This is a genomic window from Thermomonospora umbrina, from assembly GCF_003386555.1.
Taxonomy (GTDB): domain Bacteria; phylum Actinomycetota; class Actinomycetes; order Streptosporangiales; family Streptosporangiaceae; genus Thermomonospora; species Thermomonospora umbrina.
This window is the reverse complement of sequence record NZ_QTTT01000001.1, coordinates 2,396,399-2,420,114: the sequence shown is the minus strand read 5'-3', so window position 1 is coordinate 2,420,114 and position 23,716 is coordinate 2,396,399. Positions and strand designations below refer to the sequence as shown.

At 71.9% G+C, this 23,716-nt stretch carries 19 protein-coding genes and 1 riboswitch; of the genes, 11 read left to right on the top strand and 8 right to left on the bottom strand.

The features are described 5' to 3' along the window. Position 1: 1 nt before the first annotated feature. Both DFJ69_RS10635 and DFJ69_RS10630 read right to left on the bottom strand, forming a co-directional pair. Entirely contained in the window at positions 2–808 is an 807-nt protein-coding gene (locus DFJ69_RS10635) for an SAM-dependent methyltransferase (protein WP_116022325.1), read from the bottom strand. An 87-nt stretch (positions 809–895) separates the two neighbouring features. Beyond that, positions 896–1,912 carry an NADP-dependent oxidoreductase gene (locus DFJ69_RS10630; RefSeq protein ID WP_116022324.1) on the bottom strand — a complete coding sequence of 339 codons (1,017 nt, stop codon included), beginning with the start codon at positions 1,910–1,912 and terminating at the stop codon, positions 896–898. A gap of 99 nt (positions 1,913–2,011) precedes the next feature. On the opposite strand from DFJ69_RS10630, the gene DFJ69_RS10625 reads away from it, so the two are divergent. Beyond that, positions 2,012–5,092, top strand: coding sequence for an AfsR/SARP family transcriptional regulator (locus DFJ69_RS10625; RefSeq protein ID WP_116022323.1), 3,081 nt, complete (start codon positions 2,012–2,014; stop codon positions 5,090–5,092). 84 nt (positions 5,093–5,176) lie between these two features. Here the strand turns inward: DFJ69_RS10625 and DFJ69_RS10620 are convergent, their stop codons facing one another. Continuing rightward, positions 5,177–5,707, bottom strand: a complete 531-nt coding sequence (locus tag DFJ69_RS10620; RefSeq protein WP_116022322.1) for a nuclear transport factor 2 family protein — start codon at positions 5,705–5,707, stop codon at positions 5,177–5,179. A 167-nt stretch (positions 5,708–5,874) separates the two neighbouring features. On the opposite strand from DFJ69_RS10620, the gene DFJ69_RS10615 reads away from it, so the two are divergent. Then, positions 5,875–7,389, top strand: coding sequence for a hypothetical protein (locus DFJ69_RS10615; RefSeq protein WP_116022321.1), 1,515 nt, complete (start codon positions 5,875–5,877; stop codon positions 7,387–7,389). A gap of 76 nt (positions 7,390–7,465) precedes the next feature. Here DFJ69_RS10615 and DFJ69_RS10610 read toward each other — a convergent pair whose 3' ends face one another. After that, complete coding sequence (locus DFJ69_RS10610) at positions 7,466–9,355, bottom strand: glycerophosphodiester phosphodiesterase (RefSeq protein ID WP_116022320.1); 1,890 nt, start codon at positions 9,353–9,355, stop codon at positions 7,466–7,468. Between the two features lie 152 nt (positions 9,356–9,507). Beyond that, positions 9,508–9,804: a hypothetical protein gene (locus DFJ69_RS10605; protein WP_116022319.1), complete on the bottom strand. Its 297-nt coding sequence runs from the start codon at positions 9,802–9,804 to the stop codon at positions 9,508–9,510. A gap of 264 nt (positions 9,805–10,068) precedes the next feature. On the opposite strand from DFJ69_RS10605, the gene DFJ69_RS10600 reads away from it, so the two are divergent. Beyond that, a complete protein-coding gene (locus DFJ69_RS10600; RefSeq protein WP_116022318.1) occupies positions 10,069–10,458 on the top strand; it encodes an STAS domain-containing protein in 390 nt (129 codons plus the stop codon). 86 nt (positions 10,459–10,544) lie between these two features. Here the strand turns inward: DFJ69_RS10600 and DFJ69_RS10595 are convergent, their stop codons facing one another. Together DFJ69_RS10595 and DFJ69_RS10590 are read right to left on the bottom strand one after the other, a co-directional pair. Further along, positions 10,545–12,026, bottom strand: coding sequence for a DEAD/DEAH box helicase (locus DFJ69_RS10595; RefSeq protein ID WP_211328957.1), 1,482 nt, complete (start codon positions 12,024–12,026; stop codon positions 10,545–10,547). Positions 12,027–12,289: 263 nt separating this feature from the next. Then, on the bottom strand, positions 12,290–12,493 hold the full coding sequence (locus DFJ69_RS10590; RefSeq protein WP_116022316.1) for a cold-shock protein: 204 nt from the start codon (positions 12,491–12,493) through the stop codon (positions 12,290–12,292). Between the two features lie 266 nt (positions 12,494–12,759). On the opposite strand from DFJ69_RS10590, the gene DFJ69_RS10585 reads away from it, so the two are divergent. From DFJ69_RS10585 to DFJ69_RS10565, 5 genes are all read left to right on the top strand, one after another. After that, a complete protein-coding gene (locus tag DFJ69_RS10585; protein WP_116022315.1) occupies positions 12,760–12,984 on the top strand; it encodes a hypothetical protein in 225 nt (74 codons plus the stop codon). A gap of 391 nt (positions 12,985–13,375) precedes the next feature. Beyond that, positions 13,376–14,887, top strand: coding sequence for an NCS2 family permease (locus DFJ69_RS10580; RefSeq protein WP_245974239.1), 1,512 nt, complete (start codon positions 13,376–13,378; stop codon positions 14,885–14,887). A gap of 212 nt (positions 14,888–15,099) precedes the next feature. Further along, on the top strand, positions 15,100–16,206 hold the full coding sequence (locus tag DFJ69_RS10575; protein WP_116022313.1) for an alpha/beta hydrolase: 1,107 nt from the start codon (positions 15,100–15,102) through the stop codon (positions 16,204–16,206). A gap of 107 nt (positions 16,207–16,313) precedes the next feature. Further along, positions 16,314–16,799 carry a MarR family winged helix-turn-helix transcriptional regulator gene (locus DFJ69_RS10570; protein WP_116022312.1) on the top strand — a complete coding sequence of 162 codons (486 nt, stop codon included), beginning with the start codon at positions 16,314–16,316 and terminating at the stop codon, positions 16,797–16,799. A 268-nt stretch (positions 16,800–17,067) separates the two neighbouring features. Then, positions 17,068–18,294, top strand: coding sequence for an FAD-dependent monooxygenase (locus tag DFJ69_RS10565; RefSeq protein WP_116022311.1), 1,227 nt, complete (start codon positions 17,068–17,070; stop codon positions 18,292–18,294). Positions 18,295–18,313: 19 nt separating this feature from the next. On the opposite strand, the gene DFJ69_RS10560 is transcribed toward DFJ69_RS10565, so the two are convergent. Beyond that, entirely contained in the window at positions 18,314–19,141 is an 828-nt protein-coding gene (locus DFJ69_RS10560; RefSeq protein ID WP_116022310.1) for an FkbM family methyltransferase, read from the bottom strand. 420 nt (positions 19,142–19,561) lie between these two features. Between DFJ69_RS10560 and DFJ69_RS10555 the strand changes: the two genes are divergently transcribed. The 3 genes from DFJ69_RS10555 to metE all read left to right on the top strand — a co-directional run bounded on the left by DFJ69_RS10555 (position 19,562) and on the right by metE (position 23,648). Beyond that, entirely contained in the window at positions 19,562–20,434 is an 873-nt protein-coding gene (locus DFJ69_RS10555) for an ion transporter (protein WP_116022309.1), read from the top strand. Positions 20,435–20,552: 118 nt separating this feature from the next. Beyond that, positions 20,553–21,026, top strand: coding sequence for a carboxymuconolactone decarboxylase family protein (locus DFJ69_RS10550; protein ID WP_116022308.1), 474 nt, complete (start codon positions 20,553–20,555; stop codon positions 21,024–21,026). Positions 21,027–21,074: 48 nt separating this feature from the next. Further along, a riboswitch (cobalamin riboswitch) is annotated at positions 21,075–21,299 on the top strand. Between the two features lie 105 nt (positions 21,300–21,404). Then, positions 21,405–23,648, top strand: coding sequence for a 5-methyltetrahydropteroyltriglutamate--homocysteine S-methyltransferase (gene metE / locus DFJ69_RS10545; RefSeq protein ID WP_116022307.1), 2,244 nt, complete (start codon positions 21,405–21,407; stop codon positions 23,646–23,648). Positions 23,649–23,716 lie beyond the last annotated feature (68 nt).

The following is a 23,716-nucleotide window of genomic DNA, read 5'->3' as shown; positions in this document are numbered from 1 at the left end:
GTCAGGGCATCCGGCCGACACCGGCCAGCGCCCACTGGCGGTCGGCGTCGGCCGGGGGGCCGAGGTCCGCGTCGGGACGCCACAGTGACAGCGTGGTCACTCCGGGCTCGATCAGCTCCATGCCCTCGAAGAACCGGGTGACCTCCGCCTGGGAGCGCTGCCTGACCGCGGCGGACGCCCGGTCGTAGATGCGCGCCGCGTCCCGGACGGTGGGGGTCTGCTTGTCGGCGGTGATGTGCGAGATCACCAGGTGGCTGCCGGGCGCCATCTCCGCCCGCAGCCTCGCGACGACGCCGTACGGGTCGTCGTCGTCCTGGACGAAGTGCAGCACCGCCACCATCAGCACCGCGACCGGCTCACGGAAGTCGATCAGATCCCGCAGCTCGGGATGCGCGAGGATCTCGTCCGGCCGCCGCACGTCGCCCTGGATGGTGGTGACACCGTCGACGTTCATGAGCAGCGCCCGCGCGTGCGACAGCACCACCGGGTCGATGTCCACGTACACGACACGGGAGCCGGGGGCGGCCCCCTGCGCGATCTCGTGCACGTTGCCCTGCGTGGGCAGCCCCGCGCCGAGGTCCACGAATTGCCGGACCCCGGCGTCCACGCACGCGCGCACGGCCCGGCGCAGGAACGCGCGGTTCTCCCGGGCGATGAACGGCAGGTCCGGCACGTGCCGCATGACCTGCCGCGCCATCTCCCGGTCGACCTCGTAATTGTCCTTGCCGCCGAGGTAGAAGTCGTACATGCGGGCGACGTTCGGGGTGCCCGCGTCAATGCTGTCGGGGACCCGTTCCTGCTCGCTCATGGCACGGCTCCTGGTCGTTCGGGGCGGGGATGATCCGATGCAAGCAGAATCACCCCTCCGTTATCAACGGATCCGGGAAACGGCCGATCACCGATCCGTCGCCAGGCGAACGAGCATTTTGCCCGTGTTGGCGCCGCGCAGCACTCCCAGCAGGGCGGCCGGGGCCTCGGCGATGCCGTCGACCACCGTCTCCTCGGTGTGCAGGGTGCCGTCGGCGAGCCAGCCCGCGGCGCGTTCGATCCACTCGGGGAACAGGTGCAGGTGGCTGGTGACGAGCATGCCCCGGAGGGTGACCTCCCGGTACGCGGCCCGATAGAGGTTGGGCCCGGCGGGCGGGGTGGCCTCGTTGTACTGGCTCACGGCCCCGACCAGGGCGATGCGGCCCCCGTGACGGATCGCGCCGACGGCGGCCTCCAGGTGGTCGCCGCCGACGTTGTCCAGATAGACGTCGACACCTTCGGGAGCGGCGGCGGCGAGCTGCCCGGCGATGTCGCCCCGACGGTGGTCGAGGGCGGCGTCGAAGCCGAACGACGACACCAGCTTCTCCGCCTTGACCGGACCGCCCGCCGAACCGATGACCTTGGCGGCCCCCAGCTTCCGGGCGAGCTGCCCGGCGACGCTGCCGACCGCCCCGGCGGCGCCCGAGACGAAGACGACGTCGCCCTCCTGGACCGGGGCGACCCGGGTGAGCGCGGCGTAGGCGGTCAGACCCGTGGTCCCCAGCGCGCTCAGGTACGCCTGCGCGGGCGCGACCGTCGTGTCGATGACGACCGCGTCCGAGGCGTTCACGACGGCGTGCTCCCGCCAGCCCAGGAAGTGGGAGACGAAGGCCCCGACGGGGATCGTGTCGGAACGGGAGGCGATGACCTCGCCGACCGCGCCGCCCTCCAGCGGCGCGCCGATCTGGAACGGCGGGATGTAGGACTCGGCGTCGTCCATCCGGCCCCGCATGTACGGGTCCACGGACATCCAGGTGTTGCGGACCAGGATCTGACCGTCCCGGAGGTCGGGGATCTCGGTGACGACGGTCTCGAAGTCGCTGAGCCTGGGCTCGCCCACGGGGCGGGCGGCGAGGCGGATCTCGGTGGTCTTCTGCTGTGCCATGACGTGCTCCGTGTTCTCGTGCGGGCTGACGGGAATCAGCCTGCGCGGTCGCCCCTACGGCCGGCGCACGGTCCGCGCACGGCGCACTAGCGTGGTTCCATGCGTTTCGGGGTGTTGGGCCCGCTGGCGGTGTGGACGGCGGACGGGCGGCCGGTCACCGTGCCGGAGCCCAAGATCCGGGCGGTGTTGGCCGTCCTGCTGACCGACCCCGGGCGGCCGGTGTCGGCCGACCGGCTGGTGGACGAGGTGTGGGGCGATCGGGCCCCCGGCGATCCCGCCAACACCCTGCAGACCAAGATCTCCCAGCTTCGGGGCGTGCTGGAGCGGGCCGAGCCGGGCGGCCGGGGCCTGGTGGTGCGCCGCCCGCCCGGCTATCTGCTCCAGGTGGCCGACGACGACGTGGACGCCGGACGCTTCGCCGACCTGGTGCGTCGGGCCGGCCGGGCGGACGAGCCCCGCGTGACGGCGGACCTGCTGGCGGACGCGCTGGCGCTGTGGCGCGGCCCGGCCTTCGCCGACTTCGCGGACGAGGCGTTCGCGCAGCCCGTGATCGCCCGGCTGGAGGAGCAGCGGCTGACCGCCGTGGAGGACCGGGCCGCGGCCCGGCTCGCGCTCGGCGAGCACGGACCCCTCGCCGAGGAGCTGGCCGACGACCTGGCCGACCAGGTGCGGCGGCACCCGCTGCGGGAACGGCTCCGTGCCCTCCACATGCGGGCCCTGCACCGGGCCGGCCGTCGGGCGGAGGCCCTGGACGCCTTCACCGACCTGCGGGAACGCCTCGCCGAGGAGCTGGGCCTCGATCCCGGGCCCGAGTCGACCGCCCTGCACCTGGAGATCCTTCGAGAGGCCCCCGCCCCGGCGGACCGGCCGCCCGGCAACCTGCCGGCCCCGTCGACCGAGCTGGTCGGACGGGACGCCGCCGTCGCCCGGGTGCGTGCGCTGCTGTCGTCCGAACGGCTGGTGACGCTGACCGGGCCGGGCGGGGTGGGCAAGACACGGCTGGCGCTGGCCGCCGCCGCCGGGCCGCCCGACGACCTTCCCGACGGGGTGTGGCTGGTGGAGCTGGCCACGGTGCCCGAGGCGGGGGAACGCGAGGTCGCCGAGCAGATGGCGGCGGTGCTGGGCATCCGCGACGACGCCGCGCGGGACGGGGGACTCGTCAAGGCGCTCCGCCCCCGGCGACTGCTGCTCGTTCTCGACAACTGCGAACACCTGGTCGAGGCGGTGGCGGAGGTGGCGCGGGCGCTGCTGGCCGGCGCCCCCGACGTCCGGATCCTGGCGACCAGTCAGGAACCGCTGGCGATCTCGGGCGAGGTCGTCCACGCGGTCCCGCCGCTGCCGGAGACCGAGGCCGTACGACTGTTCACCACCCTCGCGGAGGCCGCCGCGCCCGAGCTCGTCCTCGCGGACGGCGACGCCGAAGCGGTCGCGACCATCTGCCGGCGGCTGGACGGCATACCGCTGGCCCTGGAGCTCGCGGCGGCGCGGGTCCGGACGCTGGGCGTCCACCGACTGGCCGAACGACTCGACGACCGGTTCCGGCTGCTGTCCTCGGGACGCCGCGACGCCCCCGCACGACAGCGGACGCTGCGCGCCGCGATCGACTGGAGCTGGGAGCCGCTCCCCGACGTCGAACGGCGGGTGCTCAGTAGGCTGGCGGTGTTCTCCGGCGGCTGCACCCTGGAGGCCGTCGAGGCGGTCTGCGTATCGGCGGGCCTGGCCTCGTGGGAGGTGCTCGACGCGCTCGACCATCTCGTGGGCCGTTCGCTGGTCACGGTGACGAACGAGGACGGCCCCCGCTACCGGCTGCTCGAATCCATCGCCGCGTACGGTCTGGAACGCCTGGAGGAGGCCGGTGAGGCGGAGCAGGGCCGCCGGTGCCATGCCGACCACTTCGTGGCGCTGGCCGAACGCGCCGCCTCCCACCTGCACGGCGACGGGCAACGCCGGTGGCTGGACGTTCTCGACGTGGAGACGCCGAACCTGCGCCGGGCCCTGCGCCACTGCGCCGAGCGCGGCGACGCCGAGGCGGCGCTTCGGCTCACCGGGGCGTTGACCTGGTACTGGTACCTGCGCGGGCGCCTGACGGAGGCCCGTCGTTCGTTCGACGCCGCCTTGGTGGTCCCGGGCCCGGTCCCGCCCTCCGTACGGGCGGGCGCCGAGGTCGGCCGGGCGGCGTTCGGGTGGCTGTCGGGGGAGCGGCCGGACACCGCCAAGGAGGTCCACGACGAGGCCGACGTCAGGGCCCGCTGGTTCCTGCTGTACGCGGGGAGCGGCTTCGGCGACCTCGACGACGCCGGAGACCGGGCGGAGGCGGTGCTGGCCGAGTTCCGCGAACGCGACGACCGGTGGGGGGTGGCGGCGGCGCTGAGCACCCGGGCCACCCAGGCGATCTACCGGGGCGACCTGGCGGCCCTGGAACGTGACGCGACCGAGAGCGCCGCCCTGTTCACCGCCCTCGGCGACCGTTGGGGCAGGCTCCGGGCGACCGAACAGCTCGGCGTGCTGGCCGAGATCGCCGGGGACTACGCGGAGGCGGCCCGACTGCACCGCGAAGGCGTCCGCGTCGCCGAGGAGCTGAGCCTGTGGCCGCAGGTCTCCTTCGGCCTGTCCCGGCTCGGCCGGATCGCCCTCCTCGAAGGCGATCTCGACCAAGCCGCCGACCTGCACGAACGCGCCCTGCGCCGCGCCGTGGAGCAGTCCCACGACACCGCCTGGCAGTTCGCCTCGACCGGGCTCGCCCTGGTGGCCCGCCGCCGTGGCGACCTCGACGCCGCCGAGCGCCACCTGCTCCCGTGGCTCGACTGGAACGAACGCATGGGGGTCGCCGGCGGCAAGGCCCTGATCCTGGGGCTGCTCGGCCTCATCGCCGAACAACGCGGCGACCCCCACAGGTCACGGGCCCTCCACGAGCAGGGTCTCGCGACGGCGCTCACCACCGGCGACCGCCGAGCCGTCGCGTTCGCCCTCGAAGGTCTCTCCGGCGCGGAGTCCCTCGCAGGCCGCCCCGAGCGAGCCGCCCGCCACCTGGGCAGGGCCGCCGCCCTCAGGGCCTCCGTGGGCTTCCCGCTCCCCCCGGCCGAACGCGGAGACGTCGACCGCATCACCGCGACCGTCCGCGCCGCACTGGGCGACGCCTTCGACGCCGCGTACGCCGCCGGAGCCGAAGAGCCGCTCTAGCCCGCGAGAGATCCCGTCCCTTCTGGTGCACGTCGACGACGAGCGGCCGTACCGGTGGAAGGCCGACGTCTCCGCCGGCAGGCGTCAGCGGCGGGCGAGGCGGTCGGGGAGCGGGGCGAGCGCGTACGTGCGCCAGAAGAACGCGTCGGCCGCGTGCTGGTCGCCCGGGAAGTTGACCGCCTCGACGATGCGCCCGTCGCGGATCCGGAACGCCAGGGCCCACATGAGATCGAGCCCCTCCGGGGTGGTGCTCCAACCGCGGTGCAGGTCGACCACCCAGTCACCGTCGGCGGCCAGGAAGACCGGATCCGCCCGGAACCCGGCCCTGGCCAGCTCCGCGAAGAAGGCCAAGACCTCGTCCACGCCCTTCTTCGTTCCGGCGAGCGGATGGTGCCCCGGAATGGTCCACGCGATGTCCGGCGCGAAGTACCGCTCCCGGAGCGCCGCCAGGTCGCCGGCGGCGTACGCGGCGTAGTAGCCGCGGATCAGCCGCACGTTCGGGTGCTCACGACGGGGCCCGGCGGCGGCCGCCGGACCGGCCGCGGACAGTGCGGCCAGCCCGGCGACGGACACGCCGGCGGCCCGCAGCACGGTGGCCCTGGAGATCTCGGCCATGCTTCCTCCTCGGCAGAACGGCTGTCCCCGAAATGCTGCGGCACCCACCGCACGAACGTCCAATATCAACCGTTATCACCGATGGCTATCAGCGATATCCGGTGGGAGTCCGTGATCTTGATCTGCTTCAATGGGGTCCCTTCTTCCCCGGTGTGAGGGTTCCCCCAATGAAGCGATGTGTTCTGGTCGCCCTGCTGGTGCTGGCGGCCCTGGTGGCGGTGCCGGGTCAGTCGGCGTCGGCCGCCTGCCGGCCCGCGCTGAAGAGCCTCGGGCTGTCGAAGTCCTCGGTCGTCGGCGGCGGATCCGTGACGGCCACCGTCACGTTGACCTGCCGGACCGCCAAGGCGGTCACCGTACGGCTGAAGGCGTTCCCCGGCGTCTCCCTTCCGGCGAGCGTGCGGGTGGCGCGGAACAGGAGTTCCGCGAGGGTCACCGTGCGGACGTCGGTGACCTTCACCGTCCGACGCGGCGACGTCGTGGCGACGCTCGGCAGGCTGCGCCGCACCGCGAGGCTCACCGTCAACCCCCGCGCCTGCCGCCCGGTCCTCACCGGCGTCGCGATGCCCGCCCTGGTGTACGCGGGGGATCGGGTCACCGGCAGAATCTCCCTGAGCTGCGCCCCGAACACCGACGTCAGGGTGACGCTGAGGTCGGACCGCCCCTCGCTGACCGTCCCCACCTCCGTGATCGTGCGCCGAGGTCGGTCCACCGCCGCCGTACCGGTGACGGCGGCCCTGGTCTCCGGGAGCCGGTACCGGGCGCGCGTCACCGCCGCCCAGGGCGGCCGGGCCCTCGGCCGTGACATCACCGTGAACCCCGGCCTGAAGAGCGTGGACATTCCCCCCAGCTCAGACCCGAACGGGGTGAGCGTCCACCCCTTCTTCACCGGGCCCGCCCCGACCGGCGGCCTGACCGTGAAGGTGGCCTCCGACAACCCCGCCGTCACGGTGCCCCCGACGCACACCTTCCCCGCAGGCGCCTACGGCGGTGACGTCTGGAACATCCGGGTGCATCCGGTCACCAAGAACACCAAGGTCACCATCTCGGTCACCCTGGGCACCCGCACCCTCAGGGCCTCCAAGATCCTCCTGCCGCCCTTCGACGGCACCCAGCGGGTGCACCTCATCGCCGACGACGCGCTTCCCCTCTACGGGCTGCAGTACGACCGGGACTTCCATGTTCTTCTCAGCAACCCCGCGCCTGAGAACGGCCTCGTCGCCCAGCTCAGGGTCCGGGGCGACGACCCCGCCGTCCAACTCGACGACGCCGACGACCACATCTCCGGTGGCGCCACGACGGGCCACTTCAGGCTCCGTACCGCCGACGTCACCAAGACGACCCGGGTGGAGCTGATCGCCACCGTCGGCGGCGTCAGCACCTCCCTGGTGGTCACGATCCACCCCCGGATCACCGGCGTCGTCGTCCCGGAGACCGCCAAGAGCGGCGCACCGTTCCCCATCACGATCACCCTTGCGGGCCCGTCCGACGTCGACAGCCACGTGTACCTTCATCCGGGGTGGGGCATCCTCCACCCTCCGGAGATGGTGACCATTCCCGCCGGTGAGACCTCGGTGACCTTCGAGGCGACCTCGTCTCCGGTCGACGAGCCCTCCGCCGTCTTCCTCACCGCCTCACTGGGCAGCACGAGCTTCCAGTCCTCCTACGTGACGCTGACCCCCTGACCGTTCCGGGTGGCCGATCGCGGCGAACGCCGGACGTGGTCAGGGGGACGGTGCGCCCAGACGTGGCCGACGGCGATCAGGGTCGTCGTTCGGCGAGGGTTTGTGCGTCGGTGGCGATCACGGTGGCGGCCTTCGCCGGGATGAGCCTGCCGGACCAGCGGATGGCGTGCCGGGCGATGTCGTCGTAGTCGCCCTGGACGAGCTTGGTCATCAGCACCGTGAGCGCGCCCTTCTCGGCACCCGAGGTGAGGAGGAGGTGACCGAGGCCCGCGTGGGTGGCCGTGATCGTGAAGGTCGACGTGGTCGAGACGCCGCCGGCCTCGGCTCGAAGGGTGTGCTCCCCGGCGGGGAGGGCCGTCAGGTCGAGCGGGCGGCCGGGCTGGATCGGGTCGCCGTCCAGGGTGACCTCGAGGCCGTCGGCGCCGGCGGCGATGACGCCGGCCACCGGTCGCTGGACGCGGTCGAGCGTTGAGCCGTCGGCGGGGGAGGCGATCCGGACGGTGGGCTTGACGTTGAGGCCGTACGTGAGGGCGTCGTTCCAGCCGGCGAGTTCGGCGGGCTTGTCGGTGATGATCGAGTCGACGCCGATGGCCTCCAGGGACTTCCAGGAGGAGGCGGAGTTGACCGTCCAGGCCATCACCGCGACACCGGCCTCGTGCAGGTCGGCGACGACGCCGGGGCGGGCGAGCAGCGCGGTGTGGTTGGGGTTGTAGGCGGTCAGGTGCAGGTCCTTGGCGATCGCCACCGGGTCGGCGTCCAGGGTGCTGCGCAGCAGGCCGAGCGGCAGTTCCGGTGCCAGGTCGCGGGTGTGCCGCAGCGCGTCGACCTCGAAGCTCTGCACGAAGACCCGCCCGGCCATCCGCTCCGCCCGGATCACCTCGACGATCCGGGCGACCTCGTCCCGGGTGTGCGCGCCCTTGATCTCCAGCAGCAGGTTGCCGCCCCGGGTGCGCAGGTCGGCGAGCTGCTCGGCCAGGGTCGGAATCGGCGCCCCTCGATAGTGCGGGGCGAACCACGAGCCGGCGTCCAGCCCCTTGAGCTGGGCGGCGGTGAGGTCACGGATGTTGCCGACACCCTCGGTCGTGCGGTCGACGGTCTTGTCGTGCAGGATGAACGGCACGCCGTCCTTGCTGGGCTGCACGTCGTTCTCGATGAAGTCCGCGCCCGCCCGCCGCCCGACCTCCTGCGAGACCAGCGTGTTCTCCGGCGCCGCCGATGACGCCCCACGGTGGGCGATCACCCCCACGGGCGCGCCCTCCGGGCGGAGGTACCCGTTGGGCGGCAGCGAGGTCAGCTTCACGTCGTCGAACGAGACCGTGGACCCGTTCACCACGAACGCCTGCACCCCGTCGGCCGAACGGGTCAGGGCGGTGGTGCGCACCATCTGCCGGCCGTCGAAGAACCACCGCGCCCGGTTGCCGTGCACCTCGATCGCCACGCGGACGTCTCGTCCGGTGCCGGCAGCGTGCGGCGCGGCGGCGGTGTTGGTGACGTTCCACGAGCCCGCCGTGGTGAGCTGGGCGAACTCCAGGCCGTTGGGGGCGGTGCTGCCGCTGCGCAGGGTGGCGATCCACCACGGGGTGGCGCCGCTCGCGGGGACGTCGAGGCCGAACGCCTCCCAGCGCGTCGGCTCGTTCACCCGCTCGAACCGCACGGTCGCCTCGAACCGGAAGTTCTCCAGGTGCCGGCCGAAGGTGATCTTGTTGCTGCCGCCGGTGGCCGTTCCGACCAGCCTGCCGTCCTGGACCTTCCAGTTCCCGTCCACGGCGCGCCAGCCCGTGGGCAGCGCCCCGCCGGAGAAGTCCTCGGAGAGGACGACCGTCTCGTCGGCCGGGGCGGCCCCCGACGGGGCGGCGGCGACGGACAGCGCCCCCGCGGTGAGGGCCGCCGCGCCGGCCACCGCGACGGTCCGGCCGAGGGCGCGCCGCAGCGCGCACGGTGAGAATCTGACAATCCCGAAGCTCATGGCGCGGACGCTAAACACCGCACCGGAACGCGCGACGGCCGCGCAGTTATCGGACCGAGAATGCTGGATGTTCGAGTCGTGCGGCCGTCAGCGCCATTCACGGAACATTCAGGATGGCGAAATTCCCCGGCCATGCGGCGGGGTAGGGGAGGCTAGAGGCGCTCGGCGGCCCAGCGCCACCCGTCGGCGTCCTCCACCGCCCGGACGAGCTGCGCGCCGCTGCTGTCGGCCAGCTCGGCGATGGTGCGGATGAGCCGCCGGTGGAAGTCGGCCGGCGGGTGCACGGTGCCGGATCCGTCCAGCAGGGTCACGCTGACCTTGGACTCGTCGCGGAGTTGGGCGGTCAGCCGTCCGGTCGCGTCCAGGCGGACGATCACCAGCGCGTCGGCGCGGATCATGTCACGGCCGTCGGACGTCGCGATCCAGACCTCGGTCCGGGTGACGGGCATCGGTGTCTCCTCAGTGCGGACGGATGGGTCCCCGTGCCCCCAGCATGGCACCGGAGCGGGCTTTTTGAACCCGTGTCCGTCGTTATAGGGGCATTTGGGGAACGCATGGGTGAATGTTTCACTTTACCGAGGACCGGTGGGAAGGGCCCTGCGTGCTAGGGTCGCAGGTGATCGAGGATTCCTTGCGCGGACGATTCTCGTTGCGGCTCGAAATGGGCCCTTCCGATCGCAGTCCTCAGCTCGCGATTCTCGGATCGGAGATCCATGCACACCCATGTTCCCGCCGCCGGGGCGACGATGACCAGCCGCCGGGTCCCCGGCCACCTCGTGATCGCGCTGCACGGCGAGCTCGACGTCGCGTCCACCACGGCGCTGCGCGAGGCCCTGTTGGTCGCCCTGCACCGGTCCGCCGGCACCCCGGTGATCATCGACCTGTCGGAGGTCTCGTTCTGCGACGCCGCCGGGCTGGCCCTGCTGGTCGGCGCGGACCGCAGGGCCCGGTTGCAGGGCCACCCGCTGGCCCTGGCCGCCCCCCGGCCGCAGATGAGCAGGCTGTTGCACGTCACCGGCCTGGACCACGCGTTCACCGTGCACGCCACCCTGGCCGACGCCCGACAGAGCCGCGCCCGGGCCGTTCGCTCGCTCATGGTCTGACCCGCCCGCACCGACCCGCCGAACGGAACACGGCCCGGCGACCCCCTCGGGTCGCCGGGCCGTGGCCATGGTCGTGAGTGGGCCCGTCAGCGGGCGGCGGCCGCCGGGGAACGCCCCGTGCGCCCAGCCGTCTCATGCCGAGGGCGACGACGTCCGCCGGAACGGCCCGAGGACCCGCGACCGCCCGAGCCGCGCCCCTCGGAGGACGGCGCCCGGCTGCCCGCCGCGGCCTGCAGGGTGATCGGCACCCCGCTGGGCGTGCGGGCGCCGGTGATGCGGGCGAGCTCGCTGTCGCCGGGCTGCACACGGGTGGTCGTCGGGGAGATCCCCGCGGCGGTCATCAGCCGGTCCATCTCGCGGCGCTGGTTGGGCAGCACGAGCGTGACGACGGTGCCGGAGGCTCCGGCGCGGGCGGTACGGCCGCCCCGGTGCAGGTAGTCCTTGTGGTCGGTGGGCGGGTCCACGTTGACGACCAGGTCGAGGTCGTCCACGTGGATGCCGCGGGCCGCGACGTTCGTGGCCACCAGCACGGTGACGTCCCCGGAACGGAACGCCTCCAGCGTCCGGTTGCGCTGCGACTGGGTGCGGCCGCCGTGCAGGGCGGCGGCGCGGACGCCGTTCGCCAGCAGCTTGCGGGCCAGCCGGTCGGCGGCGTGCTTCATGCCGACGAACATGATCACCCGGCCGTCGCGGGCGCCGATGTGCGCGGTCGCGTCGAGCTTGGCGGCCTCGGTGACGTGCAGCAGGTGGTGCTCCATCGTCGTCACCGCCCCGGCGGACGGGTCGACGGAGTGCGTGATCGGGTCCTGCAGGAACCGACGGACCAGCCGGTCCACGTCACGGTCCAGCGTGGCGGAGAACAGCATCCGCTGGCCGCCGGGGGCCACCTGGCCGAGCAGCCGGGTGACCTGGGGCAGGAAGCCCATGTCGGCCATCTGGTCGGCCTCGTCCAGGACGGTGATCTCGACCCGGCCGAGGTCGCAGTCGCCGCGCTCGATCAGGTCGGCGAGCCGGCCGGGGGTGGCGACGAGCACCTCGACACCGCGCTTGAGCGCGTTCGCCTGGCGGGACAGCGACATGCCGCCGACCACCGTGGTCAGCCGCAGCCGGACCGCGTCGGCGTAGGGGGTGAGCGCGTCGGTGACCTGCTGGGCCAGTTCCCGCGTGGGGACCAGCACCAGCGCCAAGGGCCGCCGCGGCTCGGCGCGCCGACCGGCGTTCCGCGCCAGCAGGGCCAGCCCGAAGGCGAGGGTCTTGCCGGAGCCGGTGCGCCCGCGGCCGAGGACGTCCCGGCCGCTCAGCGTGTTGGGGAGCGTCGCCGCCTGGATGGGGAACGGGGCGGTGATGCCCTGGTTGCCCAGCTCCGCGAGGATCGCGGGCGGCAGGTCCAGCTCGGAGAAGTCGGTGACGGGCGGCAGTGCGGGCGCGGTGATGCGCGCCGGAGTCCGCGAGGCGGAGGAGTCGCCGTGCGTCGGTCGTCCCGATGCGGACGGCCTGCGTCCCTCGGAGTGAACGGCGGGACCGGACGAACGGTCACGGGGCGTGCGTGCGTTGCGGGGCAAGTAGATGCCTTCCTCGGAATGGCACGTCGAGGAGGCGCTCCGCTGCACAACCGGTCAACCGCATGACCGGGCGAAGAGGTCTCGAGAACGAACCAGGGATATGACCGGGCGGCTGATGCGCCGCCGGTCGCGTCGATACGGCCGACGCCGGCCGGATGCCGCACACGGGATCCCCGTGCACGGCGGGTGAAACGGAGAAGGCGGGGCGCCTGGACCGGACCGTGGGTGACGGCCGTGCTCGGTCCTGATGGCGCCCCGCCTACCGGGCGTCAGGCCGGGACGATGTTCTCCGCCTGCAGGCCCTTCTGGCCCTGCGTGATGTCGAACGAGACCTTCTGGCCTTCCTGGAGTTCACGGAAGCCCTGGGCGGCGATGTTCGAGTAGTGGGCGAAGACATCGGGGCCTCCGCCGTCCTGCTCGATGAAGCCGAAACCCTTTTCCGCGTTGAACCACTTGACAGTGCCGGTGGCCATGACCGTCTCCTTTTGGGTGACTTCCCGATCCACACCGTGTGGACCGGGTCAGCCGCGATCGAGCCCATCAGGAAGATCAAGGAAACAAAAACGCGCCTGTGGTCGAAACCGACAGGCGCGCAACAAGAAACCCATGGGAACCGCAACTGCCTTCAGCTTACATGACCGATCGCGCCTCTGCCAACACGGCCCGATTCTCCGTTCCCGCGCGCCCGGGTCGGCGGCGGGTCTCCCGCGCACTGCCCTCGGCAGCGCATACTGGCACCATGACCGCTTCCCGGCCCGCCCGTCGGCGACACCTGCCCACCAGCCCCTTCAAGCAGCAGACGGCCGCTCCCGTCGAGGACTACGCCGTCGACGACCGCGTCAGTCACGACAAGTACGGCCTCGGCCGTGTGATCGCGGTGGAGGAGGGTGTCGCCGTGATCGTCGACTTCAGCCCCACCAAACGGCGCATCACCGTTCCCTACGAGAAGCTCGTCAAGCTCTGATCCCGACGGCCCGCCCGTTCGGCGACCGTTGTCTCGCCGATCCGAGGTCGGGGCCGAGGGTGTCCTGGACGACCCCACGTCCAGGACGGTGCGGCGCAGGGCATGCGTCGTTCCGGCCGGGGCCGCCGTCGCTCCTCGGTGCACCGACCGAGGAGCGCGCCGTCGGCCTCGTCCGTGAGGCGGGTTCGCCGTTCGGTTGTGTCGCGCGTTGCCGGTGAGCCGCCCGCGTGAGCGGCTCGGCACCTCCGTACCCAGAATCCGGTGGGTCAGACACGTCCGGCGGCACCGCTCGACGCGCCCGCGGACCGCAGTCCGCCACGAGCGGATTCGTTGTTGATTCGTATTGAATCCTCCGCTTCGTCCGTTGTGTGTGCCTGCCACCGTACGACGCGTGAGCACTGATACGGCGAAGCCGGACAAGCAGCCCGTGAACGGGCTCGACAGGTATTTCAAGATCTCGGAGCGCGGTTCGACCGTCGCGCGGGAGCTGCGCGGTGGGCTGGCCACCTTCTTCACGATGGCCTACATCGTGGTCCTCAACCCGCTGATCATCGGCACCGTCGCCGACGGCGACGACCAGTTCCTGGGCGACCTGACCACGCCGGGCGCGGCCATCCCGTTGGTGGCGGCGGCGACGGCGCTGATCGCCGGGCTGCTCACGATCGCGATGGGCGTGGTCGGCCGGTATCCCTTCGCCATGGCCACCGGACTGGGGCTGAACGCGGTCGTCGCGTTCGGCATCGCCGGGGGCATGTCGTGGGAGGACGCGATGGGCATCGTGGTCCTGGAGGGCCTGGTCATCGTGGTCCTCGTGCTCACCGGGTTCCGGGTCGCGGTGTTCCACGCGATCCCGGCCGGGCTCAAGACGGCGATCGCCGTGGGCATCGGGCTGTTCATCGCGTTGATCGGTTTCGTGGACGCCGGGTTCGTCCGCCGGATCCCGGACGCGGCGGGCACGACCGTCCCGGTTCAGCTCGGGGCGACGGGGAGCCTCTCCGGTTGGCCGACCCTGGTCTTCGTCGTCGGGCTGCTGGGGACCGTCCTGCTGGTCGCGCGGCGGGTCAAGGGCGCCATCCTGATCGGCATCGTCGCCACCACGGTCTTCGCGATCGTCGTGGAGTGGCTCGCGGACGTGGGGCCGTTCAACTCGGGGCCGGGGCCGGACGGCAAGCCGGTGATCAACCCCGACGGCTGGCAGCTCAACGTCCCCAAGCTGCCCGACGACGTGGTCGGCGGCCCCGACCTGGGTCTGCTCGGTGAGTTCAGCCTGTTCGGGAGCTTCGAGCGGGCCGGTGTGGTGGCGGCGCTGCTGTTCGTCTTCACCGTGATGCTCGCCGACTTCTTCGACACCATGGGCACCGTCGTGGGCGTGGGCGCCGAGGGCGAACTGCTCGACGAGAAGGGCGACCTGCCCGGCGTGCGGAACGTCCTGCTCGTCGACTCCGTGGGCGCCGCGGCCGGCGGCGCGGGCTCGGTGTCGTCCAACACCACCTACATCGAGTCGGCCGCCGGGGTCGCCGAGGGGGCCCGCACCGGGCTGGCCAGCGTGGTGACCGGGGCGCTGTTCCTGGTCGCGATGTTCTTCGCGCCGCTGGTGACCATCGTGCCGTTCGAGGCGGCGACACCCGCGCTGGTCGTGGTCGGCTTCCTGATGATGACGCAGATCCGGCACATCGACTTCGGCGACCACGACATCGCCATCCCCGCGTTCCTGACCATCGTGCTGATGCCGTTCAGCTACTCGATCACGGTGGGGATCGGGGCGGGCTTCGTGAGCTACGTGGCCATCAAGGCGGCCCGTCGCCGGTTCGCGGAGATCCACCCGTTGATGTGGCTGATCGCGGCGCTGTTCGTCCTCTACTTCGCGCTCGACCCGGTGAAGGAGCTGCTCAACGTGACGTGACGTGACGTGATCGCGGTCAGCGGCGGAGTCGTTCGGCGGGCGACGAACGCGCGCGGAGACGACTGGATGATCGCGGCGGTGTCGTCCCCGCCGGTGCATGACATTGTGATAACGGGTATAACATTGTCATGGCCGGACGTCCAGGGCAGTTGCCCGGAGACGGGACCCGGGGACGGTCGGCCGAGACCCTCCCCCCACGAAGAGAGTCCTTCATGATCCGCGTTCGGCACGCACTCCTGGCCGCGTTCTCGGCGCTCTCGGCCACGAGTCTCGGGCTGTCCCTCGTTCCGCCCGTGCACGCCACCACCACCGAGCCGACCGTCGTGGCCACCACGGTGATCGACCCCGACGAGTCCGGCGACGACGACGGCCAGACCCTCGACCTCACCGTCCGGTCGCCCGCCATGGCCGCCGACATGAAGGTCCGGGTGATCCTCCCCGAGGGCTGGTCGCCCACCGCCGGCCGGACCTGGCCGGTGCTGTGGCTCCTGCACGGCAGCGGCCAGAAGAACCTGCAGGGCGTGCCCAGCGGGTACGAGTCGTGGCACGAGCGCGGCATGGCGGGCCGCCTGCTGGCGAACCGGCAGGTCATCACCGTGATGCCCGAGGGCGGCCAGTACGGCTGGTACAGCGACTGGGTCTCCCCGGGCACGCTGTCGCCCCGGCCCAACTGGGAGACCTTCCACATGGTCGAGCTGAAGCAGCTCCTGGAGAACGGCTACCGCGCCGGCGCCACCCGCGCCATCGCGGGCCTGTCCATGGGCGGCTTCGGGGCGCTGTCGTACGCCGGACGGCATCCCGGGAGGTTCACGGCGGCGGCGGCGTTCAGCGCCGCGCTGACCACGACGGACGACCCGTACGTCGTGCAGGGCGACCTCGCGACGGACGGCGTCCCGCACAACTCCGTGTGGGGCGATCCGCTCGACATCCTCGGCGGCGGACGCCAGCGGTGGATGGCGCACGACCCGTACCACCTGACGGGCACCCTCGACGACATCCCCGTCTACGTGGCCGCCGGCGACGGCGACCCCGACCCCACGCTGCCCGCCGACCAGGGTGTGGGCGAGCCCGCGCCCGTCGCCGACCTGCTCGAACCGGGCGGCCTCCAGCAGAGCCGCGACTTCGCCGACCGCCTCGACGACACCGGAACGGTCACCCGGAACTTCTACGGCGACGGCCAGCACATCTGGCCGTTCTGGCGCCGCGAACTCTGCCGGGCGCTGCCCATGCTCCTCACCAACATCGGCGTCTCGTCCGGCGGGCTGCCCGCCGACTGCAACACCTGGGCCGCCACCAACCGCCCGACGGCCGGCAACTGACACCTCGCACGCCGCCGACCGCGCCGCCGACCCCGCCGCCGGGCCCGCCCCCGGCGGCGGGCCGGGACACGGGGTCGGCGTCTTAGTAAACATGTAGCCTGCTCCCCATGCGCGACCGGCCGGACGCCCCTCCCTTCAGCGGCTACCTGCTGTGGCACGTCTCGCTGCGCTGGCGGGTGGCGACGGACCGCGCGCTCGCCCCTCTCGGCCTGACGCACGCCCAGTACGCGCTGGTGGCCTCCCTCTACAGCATGGAACGCGGCGGGGCCCGGCCCAGTCAGCGGGAGTTGGCCGACTTCAGCGGACTGGAGCCGATGTACGTCTCCCGGCTCGCCCGGGTGCTCGAAGGCCGCCGGCTGCTCGAACGCCGCGACAACCCGTCCGATCCGCGCGCCGTGCAACTCTCGCTCACGCCGAAGGGCGCGGAGACGGTGGAGCGCGCGGTCGTGCTGGTGCGCGAGGTGGAGGACCGCCACCTCGCACCCCTCGGCGGCACCGGCAGCGAGGACGACCTCGCACTGCGGCGCATGTTGTGGGCGTTGTTGGGGCACGCCGACGCGCTGCGCGGCACCCCCACCGACACGTCCGACTGACCCGCCGGCGCGCGTTCTCTCCCGTGACCCCTTGCGGAGGGCTGTGGGCATATAGTAGCCATGTTTATAGTCGCCATGTATATGATGTCGCCATATCGTCCGCGTACGCAGGGGGGCCCATGCCCGACGACCACGACCTGACGATGATCGCGATGACGCACCACGCCCTCCGGCGCGACCTGCGGCACCTCACCGACGCGGGCCGAGACGGACTCCCCGGCTCACCCCGACCGCGCACGTCACCGGAACGAGACTTTGGGAGCCGAACATGACGGCAGCAAGGACGGCACTGGTCATCGGCGGGGGGATCGCCGGACCGGTCGTCGCGATGGCCCTGAGGAGGGCGGGCATCGAGGCGACGGTGTACGAGGCGTACCCGAGCACCGCCGACGGCGTCGGCGTCACGCTCACGATCGCGCCCAACGGGCTCTCCGCCCTGGAGATCGTCGGGGCGGCCGACGCCGTCCGGGACATCGGCCGGCCGATGCACCGCGCGATCCTGAGCAGCGGCGACGGCGGGCGCATCGGCGTCCTCCCCGGCCTGGCGGACCTGCCGCCGAGCCTGGGCCTGTGGCGTGACGAGCTGTGCCGCACCCTGCACGACGTCGCCGCCGAGCAGGGTGTCCGCGTCGAGTACGGCAAGCGGCTCGTGGACGTCCTCGAGGAGCCGGACCGCATCGTCGCCGCGTTCGCCGACGGCACCACCGCCGCCGCCGACATCCTGATCGGCGCGGACGGCATCCGCTCCACCGTCCGCCGACTGATCGACCCGGACGCGCCCACGCCCGACCGCGCCCCGCTGCTCAACTTCGGCGCGGCGGCCGACACCCCGGTGCGGGCGGAGATCGACGCGACGTACTTCGTGTTCGGCGAGCGCGCCTTCTTCGGTTACTGGGTGCAGCCCGATGGCCGGACGGCCTGGTTCGCCAACGTGCCCCACCCCCGGCCGCTCTCGGGAGCGGAGGCCCGCGAGACCGCCAAGGACGAATGGATGCGGCGGCTGAAGGACCTCTACGCCGACGACGTCCCCGCCCGTGACGTCCTCGCGGGCACCGCCGTCGACGACCTCGTCGTCCTGGGCTCGTTGGAGAGCATGCCGAAGGTGCCGCACTGGCACCGCGGCCGGATGGTCCTGGTCGGGGACTCGGCCCACGCTCCGTCCTCCAGCTCCGGCCAGGGCGCGTCGATGGCCGTCGAGAGCGCGGTGCAGTTGGCGCGCTGCCTGCGCGACCTGCCCGACCCGGGCAGCGCCTTCGCCGCGTACGAGCGACTGCGCCGCCACCGGGTCGAGAAGGTCATCGACCGCGGCGCCAAGACCGACAACAGCAAGACGTTCGGGCCGTTCGCCAAGGCCATGATGCGGATCATGATGCCGCTCATGCTGAAGACGTTCCTGAACCCGGAGCGGACCCTCGGCCTCGAACAGCGGTACCGGATCGACTGGGACGCCCCCGTGACCCCCGCCGCGCGCCCGGCGGCCGGGGATCGGAGGTGACGCCGGGCCGTCGGGCGGTTCAGTCGGGCGGCGCGATGGCGTACACCACGCCGATGTCCGCGGACGCCACGAGCCCCGGGTCGGCGAACACCTCGTAGCCGCGGGAGGTGAAGAACTCCTCCACGGTGGTGCGGTTCTCCTCCCAGCCCTCCACCTCGATGACCGCCTGCCGGATCAGCGGCCAGTGACGCTCCTCGATGCCCCGCAGGGCCTCGATCTCGGCGCCCTCGACATCGATCTTGAGAAGGTCGATCCGGTCGATGCCGTGTTCGTCGATGAGGTCGGACAGCGGCCGGACCCGGACCTTGTGGGTCTGCATCTCCTGCAGTCCGCGCAGCCGCCGTTCGACCCCCAGCCGCACGGCGAACGACGGGACGCGCTTGAGCACGGGCCCCGCGTGGCCCTCCTTGACGTAGTCGAAGACGGTCGCCGCGATGCGCTTCTTCTCGGCCGCCATGTTGCTCTTGTCGCGATACATCGACGAGAACATCGTGAACAGCGGAAAGTACGTGAACTCCAGTTCCTCGTCCCGCGAGGAGATGCCGTAGGGCAGTGCGGTCACCTTGCCGCCGAGCCGCTCGCGCGCGTTCCTCTCGAGCGTGGCGTAGATGGGCGGCAGGGGCTCGCAGGCGAAGATGCGCACATCACCGTCCAGCATGCGGTGGACGTGGGCGGAGAACACGCCGATGTTGGCCCCCACGTCGAGGACGGTGGCGCCCGGCTTCACCGCGATCCCGTGCAGGAAATACTGGTCGATCTCCTGGCTGAGAGACGCCGTCTCCCACGGGTTGATGTGGTACAGGCCGAGCTCGTCGCCGGCCTTCGCTCGTCTGCCCTTCAAAGCCATGGCCCATCCCTACCATTGCGATCATGGGGCGGGCGAGGGGCCGGGCACTGGGACTTTGCACAGTCTTCGGCCCTGGGACGACCCCGCTCGGCCGCCCGCCTCTCGGCGATCACGCCTCGGAACGGCAACGCGATGAGCAGGGCGATCGCGACGAGGACCCCGCTGGACCATGACGGCCCGAGGCCCCCGGCCCCGCTGTCGCGGGCGATCCCGGCCATTCGGACACTCGGTACGTTATGATCTTTATCAGGTGAGCCGGGAAGTCTGGTCGGCAGGTCCCCATCAGACGATCCCGAAAGGCGTTCGCCATGACGAACTCTCGCCTGATCCCCGACCCGCGCATCAGGCGATGCGTCGACCGCGTGCCGCAGCCCTCGGAACCCCCCGTCTCAGGGTCGCCCGTGACGGTGGGGAGTCGGCATGGCGGCCCGTGAGCGGGTGCGAGGGCTCGTCGATTCCCGACGTTTCCAGTACGCGATCACCACCCTCATCATCGTCAATGCGATCACCTTGGGATGTGAGACCTCGCCGTCGCTGGTGCGCGGATATGGCGGCCTCTTCCATGTCGTCGACCGCGTGGTGCTGTCGGTCTTCGCCCTGGAGCTGGCGCTGCGGCTGTACGCCCATCGGCTCCGATTCTTCAAGGACTCCTGGAGCTGCTTCGACGCCGTCACCATCGTGATCGCGCTGATCCCTCATGCCGGCGGGTTCTCCGTGCTGCGCGCGCTGCGGATCCTGCGGACGCTGCGCCTGATCTCCCTGGTGCCGAGCCTGCGCCGGGTCGGCACCGCGCTGGCCGGAGCGCTGCCCGCGATGGCGTCGGTCACCGGGCTGCTGGCGCTCATTCATTACGTCGCCGCCGTCATGGGGACCAAATTGTTCGGCGCGACCGCGCCTCAGCATTTCGGCACCCTGGGCGACTCGGCGTTCACGCTGTTCCAGATCATGACGGCCGACGGCTGGTCGGAGATCGCCCGCGACGTCATGACCCGGCAGCCGTTCGCCTGGATCTTCTTCGTGGTCTACATCCTGGTGTCGGCGTTCGTCGTGCTCAACCTGTTCATCGCGATCACGGTGAACGCGATGGAGCCGCACGTCCTCGGGGAGATCCACGACGACCTCGAACGGCTCGAAGAACGCGAACAGCGCACCGACGCGCTCATCCTCGAGGAGTTGCGCGCCCTGAGCGTCGAGGTGGCGTCCCTGCGGGCCCGCGTCGACGAGGAACCTCCGGCGCGGACCGGCCGCCGACCGGGCCGCGCCTCGCTCCGGTCCCGACCCTGGGCGGGCTGAGCGCCGCCGGGTACGAGTGTCACCGAGCGGGAGACCCAGATCACCTCCGCCGGCGGTCACACTCGGCCGAGTCGTTCCGTCACGTGGGTGTAGCCGCTCGGACAACGAGGAGGACCCCATGGAAGCCCGTATCGACTACTTCGCCAACACCGTCGGTCCGAAGTTCATCAAGTACATCAACTCGGCGGGCAAGGTCGTCGCCGACTCGGGCCTGCCGGCCGCGACCCAGGAGCTGGTGAAGATCCGCGCCAGCCAGATCAACGGCTGCGGCTACTGCACCGACATGCACACCAAGGACGCCACCCTCGCGGGGGAGACCCAGCAGCGGCTGAACCTGATCGCGGCCTGGCGGGAGGCGACGGTCTTCACCGAGGCCGAGCGTGCCGCCCTGGAGCTCACCGAGGAGGGGACCCGCATCGCCGACGCCTCCGGCGGCGTCGGCGACGAGGTCTGGGCGAACGCCGCCAAGCACTACGACGAGGACCAACTCGCCGCGCTGGTGTCCCTCATCGCGCTCATCAACGCCTGGAACCGCATGAACGTCATCACCCGGCAGCCCGCCGGCGACTACCAGCCGGGCCAGTGGGGGTGAGTCCCGATTCCGCGTCGGGCGGGGCCCTCCCGCCCGACGCCCCGTGTCTATACTCCCGAATGCGGATGGTTCACCCGTCTCCTTGATCGAGCGGGTGTCGCAAGAGGGAACCCGGTGTGATTCCGGGACTGCCCCGCAGCGGTGAGTGGGAACGACCGCCGTCATCAGCACTGGGCCTCCACGGCCTGGGAAGCGACGGCCAGTAGGACGCGTCCGAGTCGACCGGACGTGACGCCCGCGAGTCCGAAGACCTGCCTCCGCCCGTGCGCCGACCGGCGCGCGGTGGTCCGTGGCCTCGCGGGAGGGCCTGGGACACGGCGCTCCGTCGTGCTCTGACCCCTGCGCGGCCACGGTGATGGCACGCGAGGGAGTTGCGCCATGAACACAACCGTGCTGGGTCATCCCAGAATCGGTGGACGCCGGGAGCTGAAGAGGGCCACCGAGGCGTACTGGGCCGGACGGATCGACGCCGACGAGCTGCACCGGGTCACCGCGGGGCTGCGGCAGGAGACGTGGCGGTCGCTGACCGAGGCCGGCATCGGACTGGTGCCGTCCAACACGTTCTCGCTGTACGACCACATGCTCGACATGAGCGTCCTGCTCGACGCCGTCCCGGACCGGTTCCGGCGTCTGGAGGGCCTGGACGCCTACTTCGCCATGGCGCGCGGAGCCGAGGGTGTCGCGCCGATGGAGATGACCAAGTGGTTCGACACGAACTACCACTACATCGTCCCCGAACTGGGCCCCGACACCCGCTTCCGCATCGACGACCCCTCCAACGCCAAGCCGATCGCCGAATACCGCGAGGCCCTGGAGCTGGGGGTGCGGACGCGCCCGGTGCTCGTCGGCCCGCTCAGCTACCTGCTGCTGTCCAAGCCCGCCGCGGACGCCCCCGAGGGGTTCGCGCCGCTGGACCTGCTTGGCCCGCTGTTGGAGACGTACGCCGAACTGCTGGAGCGGCTCTCCGGGGCGGGTGTGCAGTGGGTCCAGCTCGACGAGCCCGCGCTGGCCGCCGACCGCACCGACGAGGAGCTGGCGGCGCTGCGCACCGCCTACGAGAGGCTGGGCGACCTGCCGACCCGCCCCCGACTGCTGGTGGCGACCTACTTCGGCGAGATCGGCGACGCGCTGCCGGTGCTCGCGGCCTCCAGGGCGGAGGCGATCGGCCTGGACTTCGTGGCCGGCCCCGGCAACCGGAACGCCCTCGGCGCGATCGGCGGGCTGGGCCCCGACAAGACGCTCGTCGCCGGTGTCGTCGACGGCCGCAACGTGTGGCGCACCGACCTGAACGCCGCCATGGCCACCTGTGCGTCCCTGCTGGGCCTGTCCGGCGAACTCGTCGTGAGCACCTCCTGCTCCCTGCTGCACGTGCCCCTCGACCTCGCCGCCGAGACCGACCTGGACCCGCGACTGACCGCCCGGTTGGCGTTCGCCCGCCAGAAGGTGGACGAGGTCGTCCTCATCGGTAAGGCCCTCCGCGAGGGCAGGGACGCCATCGCCGACCGCATCCCGCCCGCCTCCCCGGAGGGGTTCGTCGACGCGCGGGTACGGGCCCGGCTGGACTCGCTCGGCCCCGGCGCGCCCCGCCGCGACTACGCCGAACGTCGCGACGCCCAACTCGACCTGCCCCTCCTGCCGACCACCACGATCGGCTCGTTCCCGCAGACCGACGAGGTGCGCCGGGCACGCGCGGACCACCGCGCCGGACGCATCGACGACACCGCCTACGAGGCCGCGATGCGCGCCGAGGTCGACCGGGTCATCGCCCTCCAGGAGGACATCGGCCTGGACGTGCTCGTTCACGGGGAACCCGAACGCAACGACATGGTGCAGTACTTCGCCGAACGCCTGTACGGCTACGCCCACACCACCCACGGCTGGGTGCAGTCCTACGGCAGCCGCTACGTGCGCCCGCCGATCCTGTTCGGCGACGTGGCGCGGCCCGAGCCGATGACCGTGGAGTGGACGACCTACGCCCAGTCCCGGACGACCAAACCGGTCAAGGGCATGCTGACGGGCCCGGTCACCATGCTCGCCTGGTCGTTCGTCCGCGACGACCAGCCACTGGCCGACACCGCCCGCCAGGTCGCCCTCGCCCTGCGGGACGAGATCCACGACCTGGAGCAGGCCGGGATCCGCGTCATCCAGGTCGACGAGCCCGCCCTGCGCGAGCTGCTGCCCCTGCGCCGCGCCGACCACGCCGCCTACCTGGACTGGGCGGTCGCCGCGTTCCGCCTGGCCACCTGCGGCGTCGCCGAGTCGACCCAGATCCACACGCACATGTGCTACTCGGAGTTCGGCGACATCATCGACGCGATCGGTGCCCTGGACGCCGACGTCACCAGCGTCGAGGCCGCTCGTTCGCGCATGGAGCTGCTCACCGACCTCGACAAGGCCGGATACCGCCAGTCCATCGGCCCGGGCGTCTACGACATCCACTCGCCTCGCGTCCCCTCCGTCGAGGAGATGGAACGGGCCCTCCGCCACGCCCTCGACGCCGTGGACGCCGACCGCCTGTGGGTCAACCCCGACTGCGGCCTCAAGACGCGCGGCTACGCCGAGGTCGAACCCGCGCTCCGCAACATGGTGACCGCCGCTCGACGCGTCCGCGCCGAGCCGTGACCTTCCCCCACCTGGGCGGCCGTGGCGCCGCCTGAAGCACGTCGCGGAGGGACGGCACGGCTCGCCGT

What these genes read in the sequence shown, in the direction of transcription:
- DFJ69_RS10635 (WP_116022325.1), bottom strand. Translation starts at nt 808, where the DNA reads ATGAGCGAGCAGGAACGGGTCCCCGACAGCATTGACGCGGGCACCCCG.
- DFJ69_RS10605 (WP_116022319.1), bottom strand. Translation starts at nt 9,804, where the DNA reads ATGCCCGTCACCCGGACCGAGGTCTGGATCGCGACGTCCGACGGCCGT.
- DFJ69_RS10565 (WP_116022311.1), top strand. Translation starts at nt 17,068, where the DNA reads ATGACGGCAGCAAGGACGGCACTGGTCATCGGCGGGGGGATCGCCGGA.
- DFJ69_RS10560 (WP_116022310.1), bottom strand. Translation starts at nt 19,141, where the DNA reads ATGGCTTTGAAGGGCAGACGAGCGAAGGCCGGCGACGAGCTCGGCCTG.
- DFJ69_RS10555 (WP_116022309.1), top strand. Translation starts at nt 19,562, where the DNA reads ATGGCGGCCCGTGAGCGGGTGCGAGGGCTCGTCGATTCCCGACGTTTC.
- DFJ69_RS10575 (WP_116022313.1), top strand. Translation starts at nt 15,100, where the DNA reads ATGATCCGCGTTCGGCACGCACTCCTGGCCGCGTTCTCGGCGCTCTCG.
- DFJ69_RS10630 (WP_116022324.1), bottom strand. Translation starts at nt 1,912, where the DNA reads ATGGCACAGCAGAAGACCACCGAGATCCGCCTCGCCGCCCGCCCCGTG.
- DFJ69_RS10600 (WP_116022318.1), top strand. Translation starts at nt 10,069, where the DNA reads ATGCACACCCATGTTCCCGCCGCCGGGGCGACGATGACCAGCCGCCGG.
- DFJ69_RS10550 (WP_116022308.1), top strand. Translation starts at nt 20,553, where the DNA reads ATGGAAGCCCGTATCGACTACTTCGCCAACACCGTCGGTCCGAAGTTC.
- DFJ69_RS10590 (WP_116022316.1), bottom strand. Translation starts at nt 12,493, where the DNA reads ATGGCCACCGGCACTGTCAAGTGGTTCAACGCGGAAAAGGGTTTCGGC.
- DFJ69_RS10610 (WP_116022320.1), bottom strand. Translation starts at nt 9,355, where the DNA reads ATGAGCTTCGGGATTGTCAGATTCTCACCGTGCGCGCTGCGGCGCGCC.
- DFJ69_RS10615 (WP_116022321.1), top strand. Translation starts at nt 5,875, where the DNA reads ATGAAGCGATGTGTTCTGGTCGCCCTGCTGGTGCTGGCGGCCCTGGTG.
- metE (WP_116022307.1), top strand. Translation starts at nt 21,405, where the DNA reads ATGAACACAACCGTGCTGGGTCATCCCAGAATCGGTGGACGCCGGGAG.
- DFJ69_RS10625 (WP_116022323.1), top strand. Translation starts at nt 2,012, where the DNA reads ATGCGTTTCGGGGTGTTGGGCCCGCTGGCGGTGTGGACGGCGGACGGG.
- DFJ69_RS10570 (WP_116022312.1), top strand. Translation starts at nt 16,314, where the DNA reads ATGCGCGACCGGCCGGACGCCCCTCCCTTCAGCGGCTACCTGCTGTGG.
- DFJ69_RS10620 (WP_116022322.1), bottom strand. Translation starts at nt 5,707, where the DNA reads ATGGCCGAGATCTCCAGGGCCACCGTGCTGCGGGCCGCCGGCGTGTCC.
- DFJ69_RS10585 (WP_116022315.1), top strand. Translation starts at nt 12,760, where the DNA reads ATGACCGCTTCCCGGCCCGCCCGTCGGCGACACCTGCCCACCAGCCCC.